We start from the raw sequence: 6,174 nt of genomic DNA, 5'->3' as shown, positions 1-6,174 counted from the left end.
CCGGTGTACTGGCGCTGCACGCCCACCGTGCCGGTGCCCTTCTTCAGGTCGCCGGTCTCGTCCACGACCAGCACCGCGTCCTCGTGGTGCAGGTGCTCAACGACGAAGCCCCGGATGTCATCGCGTACCGCGTCGGCGTCCCATCTGGCCCTCGACAGCAGGTGCTGCAGACCATGCGGATTCGCGTCCCCGGCATGCTCGGCGAGCGTCCAGCAGTTCTTGCGCGGCAGGCCCGACAGCAACCCGAGGACGAACGCCCTCGCCCGGCGACGGGGTTCCACCCGGACGAACCGTCCCGCGATACGGCCCATCAAGGCCTCGAACGCCTCCTGCCAGCGAGCAGGATCTATGCTGTGACCCGCGGCCACCGTCTGATCTTCTGTCTTCACACACCGATGATCACCGGTGGCCGCACCCGTTCCCGGACCAGCCCCGCCCAGCAAGATCGCGATCTACAGCTGGAGTATTAGAAGCGTGGCCGTGGAGGGCCACCCGGTCCACAGACGCCGTGGGGGCCAGCCGTATGTACTCATAGCCGTAGGAGGGCTTGGCCTTCACCCGGCCAGCCTGCCGAGCCTTGATGGTCGCTTCACGATTGCGGCGCTGAATGGCCCGCAGCTCCATCTGCGCACCCCATGCCTCCATCGTGAAGCGGTTCTCGTCGTTGGGGTCGTCCAGGTCCCAAGGACCGTCGTGACCGTAGGTCAGGAGGAGCTTCCCGGTATCCCGCATCATGTAGCCGGTGTTCAGGCAATCGACGAGATTGCGGCCAAGGCGGTCGACTGCCGCACCCACGATGCCGTCGTACGGTCCCCGCTCCCCCCGGAGCCACGGACCGAGTTTGGGACGTGTCATCGGATCGGTGGCGCCGGACACCTCCCAGTCGTCAGCCCAGGCTATGACGTGCCCACCGACGGATTCGACCACGGCGAGCACGTTGTCGCGCTGACGCTCCGGTGAGCTGGTGGCTGCAGACATCTGGGACAGGCGGCGGACACCGACAAGGCATCGACCACAACCGTCATAAGGACGTTCGATCATGTTTCGATCCCTACCATGCATCCGCGTCTCCACCGTTTGTACTTAACGGCGGTACGTCTCCAGCAGCCGCAGCCACACCTCGCTGATCGTCGGGTACGCCGGAACCGCGTGCCACAAGCGGTCGATGGGGACCTCCCCCACGACCGCGACCGTCGCCGAGTGCAGGAGTTCGCCGATGCCCGGGCCGACGAAGGTAACGCCGAGGAGCACCTCTCGGTCCAGGTCCACGATCATCCGGGCGCGGCCCCGGTAGCCGTCGGCGTAGAGGCCGGAGCCGGCGACCGAGGCGAGGTCGTGGTCGACGGCGCGTACGCGGTGGCCCGCGCGTTCGGCCTCGGCGAGGGTGAGGCCGACGGACGCGGCCTCGGGGTCGGTGAAGACGACCTGGGGAACGGCCGCGTGGTCGGCGGTGGCCGCGTGTGCGCCCCAGGGGGTGGTCTCCACAGGGCCGTGCCCGGTGCGGGCGGCGATCGCGGCGCCCGCGATGCGGGCCTGGTACTTGCCCTGGTGGGTCAGGAGGGCACGGTGGTTGACGTCTCCGACCGCGTACAGCCAGTCCGTGCCCTCGACGCGGCAGCTGTCGTCCACGGTGAGCCAGGAGCCGGGTTCCAGGCCGATCTTCTCCAGGCCCAGGTCGTCCGTGCGCGGCGCCCGGCCGGTGGCGAAGAGGATCTCGTCGGCCTCGACGCGGTCGCCGTCGTCCAGGACGACGGTGACCGGGCCGTCCGGTGCGGGGCGCTGGACCGCGGTGACGGAGACGCCGGTACGGATCCGGGCCCCGGCCTCCGTGAGGGCGTCGGCGATCAGCTCGCCCGCGAAGGGCTCCATCTTCGGGAGCAGGCCGCTGCCCCGGATCAGCAGGGTCACCTCGGAGCCGAGCGCCTGCCAGACGGTCGCCATCTCCACGCCCACGACTCCCCCGCCGACGATCACGAGCCGGCCGGGAGCCTCCTTGGCGCTGGTGGCCTCGCGGCTGGTCCAGGGGTGGGCTTCCTCGATGCCGGGGAGGGCGGGGACGACGGCCCTGCTTCCGGTGCAGACGGCGACGGCGTGCCGGGCGGCGAGCCGGTGCTCCGTGCCGTCGGGGGCGGTGACGGTGACCGCGCGGGGGCCGGTGAGACGGCCCGTACCCCGGTAGACGTCCGCTCCGACGCTCTCCAGCCAGGCGACCTGGCCGTCGTCCTTCCAGTGGCTCGTCTCCTCGTCCCGGTGGGCGAGGACGGCCTCGACGTCGAGAGGGCCCTGTACGGCGGCGCTCAGGCCCGGTACCCGGCGGGCGTCGGCGCGGGCGACGACAGGTCGCAGCAGCGCCTTGCTCGGCATACATGCCCAGTAGGAACACTCGCCGCCGACCAGTTCGGACTCCACCACCGCTGCGGAGAGCCCGGCGGCGCGGGCCCGGTCCGCCACGTTCTCCCCCACCGGGCCTGCCCCGATGACCACGACGTCGTACGGCGAGCACTCGGAGATCTTCGCTGCATCAGTCATGGAAACAGTGTCGTCGTGGGTGTGCGCCCCGGCCACATGGGCAGGCGGAATAGCGCAAGTGCAGTCACCGTTGTGCCGGACAGAACCGGACAGGACCCCCACGGGCAGAGGAAGAGGTACCCCGAGCATGAGCACCGTCGAGCTCACCAAGGAAAACTTCGATCAGGTCGTCAGTGACAACGAATTCGTGCTGATCGACTTCTGGGCTTCGTGGTGCGGCCCCTGCCGACAGTTCGCACCCGTCTACGACTCGGCGTCCGAGCGCCACCCCGACCTGGTCTTCGCCAAGGTCGACACGGAGGCGCAGCAGGAGCTGGCGGCGGCCTTCGAGATCCGGTCCATCCCGACGCTGATGATCGTCCGGGACAACGTCGCGGTCTTCTCGCAGCCCGGCGCGCTGCCCGAGGCGGCTCTGGAGGACGTCATCGGACAGGCCCGGAAGCTGGACATGGACGAGGTCCGCAAGTCCGTGGAGGAGCAGAAGCGGGCGGCCGAGGCCGGGGAGGGGCAGCCGGAGGCCCAGTAGCCGTCCGACCGGCGCACGGCACCGAGTGAGGGCCCTGACCGACACCGTGGACGCGGTGTGCTCGGTCGGGGCCTTCGGTCTGCCCGTGCCCGCGGCGGCGAGCACGTGTTCTCAGGACGCCGGGCGTTCGCCCTCGGCCCCCGACACGCGGACCGACATGCCGTAGTCGAGCTCCTCGCCGTCGATGAGAACGGCCTCCACCGTCCGGGTCTCCGGGTCGACGTCCGCTTCCATGCCCTCGCCCGCGTACCGGGGGTAGCCGGAGGCCCCCGTCTCGCCGGTGGCGGCGACGACCGCGGACCGGATCGGCCGGCCGGGGGCTCCGGTGCGCGTTCTGCTGTGGTCGGGGATCAGGAGCAGTTCGTAACTCTGCGGATGGCTCATGCCTCCGACGCTAGACATCCGCCGCGCGCCGCGCATGTCGTCGCGCCGGAGGCGGTCAGCTGGATTCCCGGTGTACGGCGCTGGTGCGGAGCAGGTCGTGATGGACCGGAGGCCTGCCCGGGTGCTGGACCATCCGGTCGATCGTCTCGGCCAGCGGCTGGGCCGTCGCCAGTTCCAGGCGAACGGTGCTCAGCCTCGGGCGCAGCAGTCTGCCGATGAGCAGGTCGTCCGCCCCGATCACCGCCGTGTCGGCGGGCACGGCGACCCCCGCGTCCTGGAGGGCCCGCATCAGCAGCATGGCGTACTCGTCGTTGTACGCGAACACCGCGTCCAGTCCCAGTTCCGGCCAGCGGGCGGCCAGCTGGTGCGCGGACTCCTCCTCGTACCGCAGCGGGAGCGGGCGTACGCGGGCCCCCGCCTGTTCGGCGGCACGTCGTGCCCCGGTCAGACGGGGTTCGGAGAAGGGCGCCCGGCCCGGTTCCTGGGGCATGACGACGCCGATGTGGCGACGGCCGCGGGACAGCAGGTGTTCCACCGCGCCGGCTCCGACCTGGCGTTGGTCCATGACCAGGCCGTGCGCCCCGGCCACCGGGTCGGGTCCCAGGGTGATCACCGCCTTGGCGCCGGAGCGGGTCAGGATGCCCGTGCCGTGCGGGGTTAGGGCGATCCCCGGCGGTACGACGACGGCCACGGGCCGCAGTTCGGCCCAGGCGGTGGCCGCCTCGTCGGCGGTGAGACCGACGCTGCCGTACTGGACGACGGTGTAGTCCAGCCGGCGCAGCCCCGACTGGAGTTCCTCGAAGAAGTACTGGTGCAGCGGTCCCGCCGGTATGTGTCCTGAGGGCAGCAGGACCATGCGGCTGTGTCCGGCGCGCAGGCTGCGGGCTGCCGCGTGTGGAACGTAACCGAGCTGAAGGGCGGCCTCCCTGACCCGGCGTCGGGTGGGTTCACTGATCCGGACGGTGGCGTTGTTGTTCAGTACGTACGACACGGTGGCCCGGGACACTCCGGCGAGGCGCGCGACATCGGCGCTGGTCGGAACGGAGACTTCGGCGGGCTGCTTGGGTAACTGGCTCATGGCGTCGGGCAGTCTTCCAGACCGGGGGAACGGGTTTCGGCCCGGGGCCCGCAGCTCCGGTCACCGTGGCCGGAAGGCCGCCCCGCGGCCCCGGCCCGACGCCCCCTCCCGGGACCGGGCGGTGGAGGTTCTACGGTGTTGCGATGACGTTCCACGACAGCGCGTACCGATCCGACAACCCCTTTGACGTGCCCGGCAGCAGCGGGCCGACCGCCACCGCGCAGGCCGATCCCGACGACGTGGGTCCCGTGCGCACCAGCTACGCCCCCGATCGCGACGGCGATCCCGACCCCGGCGAGATCGTCTGGACCTGGGTGCCTTTCGAGGAGAACGACGGGCGGGGGAAGGACCGGCCGGTGCTCGTCGTGGCCCGCGAGGAGGCGGGCACGCTGCTCGCCGTCCAGCTCTCCAGCAAGCAGCACGACCGGGACCACGAGTGGGTGGCGTTGGGCGCGGGCCCGTGGGACAGCTCGGGGCGGCCGTCCTGGGTCGATCTGGACCGGGTGCTGCGGGTCCACGAGGACGGGATGCGGCGGGAGGCCTGCGCCCTGGACCGGGACCGTTTCGACCGGGTCACCGGGCGGCTGCGCGAGCGGTACGGCTGGAGCTGAGCGGCGACAGGGCGGGGAACGGCAGGCCGGACCTCGCGGCCCCTGCGCCGGCGGTACGCACGGCCGACGCCGAGCGGGCCCGGTGCAGCGCGGGCCCGGTGCAGCGCGGGCCCGGTGCAGCGCGGGCCCGGTGCGATCGCGGCGACAGGCCCCCGGTCAGGCGAAGGTCCGGGCGAAGGCGGCCCGGACCGGGGAGTCGGGGTCCCGGTCCAGGATCCCGAAGACGATCTGCTCGAAGTGGCCGCCGAACCGGCCTCCCTCGCCGAGCAGTGCCCGGAACGCCTCCGCCACCTGCGCCGGGTCGTTCCGGAAGACTCCGCAGCCCCAGGCCCCCAGGACGAGCCTGCGGTAGCCCCGTACGGCCGCGACCTCCAGCACCCGTTCGGCGCGGGAGGCCAGAGCGGCCGGGATACGGTGGGCCTCCTCGGGGGTCCGGCGCCGGATGATCCCGGCGTTGGGGGCGGGCGAGGTGAGGAATCCGACGGTGTGTGGGGTGTCCAGGAAACGGCCCCGGTCGTCGCGGAAGACCGGCACCTCGGGCGAGTGGATCACCCGGTCGGTGTAGAAGGCGCTTCGTTCGGCGCGGTGGTGCGCGTAGTGCTCGGGGGCGCGCAGGAGGGTCGCGTGGAGGGCCGATCCGCGGCACAGGGCCTCCTCCTGGGCCTGGGCGCCGTTGAGGTATCCACCGCCGGGGTTGCGGGCCGAGGCGTAGCTGAGGACGGCGACCTTGCCGGGGGCCTCACCGGTCATCCGACGGGCCGCGGCGAGGCTGCTCTCGCCGGTGACCTCGAAGCGCGGGACGCGGTCGGTGTCCAGGGCGGCGACGGGCACCGGGTCCGGTCCGTAGAGCCTGGTGCCGGACAGTGCGGCGGTCACGGCCCGTTCGATGGACACGTCCTGACCCGCTGCGTTGCGATATCGCCCGGCCTCGACGACCGCTTCCGTATCGCGCGCGATGCCGCGCAACCGCGCGCTCACCGGCGCTCCCCCGTGTGGTGCATACGGGGCATGCTGATGGGGAACCCGGCCTGGACGCAACCGGATTT

The 6,174-nt window shown here is 71.8% G+C and carries 8 protein-coding genes; 2 read left to right on the top strand and 6 right to left on the bottom strand.

Annotation, left to right across the window (positions count from 1 at the left end; all coding sequences use genetic code 11):
* From B9S58_RS13180 to B9S58_RS13170, 3 genes are all read right to left on the bottom strand, one after another.
* Positions 1-311: transposase (locus B9S58_RS13180; RefSeq protein ID WP_181009259.1), on the bottom strand; the 311-nt coding region annotated here is incomplete at its 3' end.
* Between the two features lie 88 nt (positions 312-399).
* The gene (locus B9S58_RS13175; RefSeq protein WP_258044453.1) at positions 400-1,041 is read right to left on the bottom strand and encodes a recombinase family protein; all 642 of its coding nucleotides are present in this window, start codon (positions 1,039-1,041) and stop codon (positions 400-402) included.
* A gap of 42 nt (positions 1,042-1,083) precedes the next feature.
* Positions 1,084-2,529, bottom strand: a complete 1,446-nt coding sequence (locus B9S58_RS13170; RefSeq protein WP_103532304.1) for an NAD(P)/FAD-dependent oxidoreductase — start codon at positions 2,527-2,529, stop codon at positions 1,084-1,086.
* Positions 2,530-2,656: 127 nt separating this feature from the next.
* Between B9S58_RS13170 and trxA the strand changes: the two genes are divergently transcribed.
* Complete coding sequence (gene trxA / locus B9S58_RS13165) at positions 2,657-3,055, top strand: thioredoxin (RefSeq protein ID WP_103532303.1); 399 nt, start codon at positions 2,657-2,659, stop codon at positions 3,053-3,055.
* A gap of 111 nt (positions 3,056-3,166) precedes the next feature.
* On the opposite strand, the gene B9S58_RS13160 is transcribed toward trxA, so the two are convergent.
* Positions 3,167-3,439, bottom strand: a complete 273-nt coding sequence (locus tag B9S58_RS13160) for a hypothetical protein (RefSeq protein WP_103532302.1) — start codon at positions 3,437-3,439, stop codon at positions 3,167-3,169.
* A 55-nt stretch (positions 3,440-3,494) separates the two neighbouring features.
* Complete coding sequence (locus B9S58_RS13155; RefSeq protein WP_103532301.1) at positions 3,495-4,517, bottom strand: LacI family DNA-binding transcriptional regulator; 1,023 nt, start codon at positions 4,515-4,517, stop codon at positions 3,495-3,497.
* A 143-nt stretch (positions 4,518-4,660) separates the two neighbouring features.
* On the opposite strand from B9S58_RS13155, the gene B9S58_RS13150 reads away from it, so the two are divergent.
* Positions 4,661-5,128 carry a type II toxin-antitoxin system PemK/MazF family toxin gene (locus B9S58_RS13150; protein WP_103532300.1) on the top strand — a complete coding sequence of 156 codons (468 nt, stop codon included), beginning with the start codon at positions 4,661-4,663 and terminating at the stop codon, positions 5,126-5,128.
* 156 nt (positions 5,129-5,284) lie between these two features.
* On the opposite strand, the gene B9S58_RS13145 is transcribed toward B9S58_RS13150, so the two are convergent.
* A complete protein-coding gene (locus B9S58_RS13145; protein WP_103532299.1) occupies positions 5,285-6,106 on the bottom strand; it encodes a TIGR02452 family protein in 822 nt (273 codons plus the stop codon).
* Positions 6,107-6,174 lie beyond the last annotated feature (68 nt).

The organism is Streptomyces sp. SM11 (genome assembly GCF_002910905.1).
Lineage (GTDB): Bacteria > Actinomycetota > Actinomycetes > Streptomycetales > Streptomycetaceae > Streptomyces.
The sequence above is the reverse complement of the archived record's forward strand: the minus strand, read 5'-3'. Positions and strand labels throughout refer to the sequence as shown.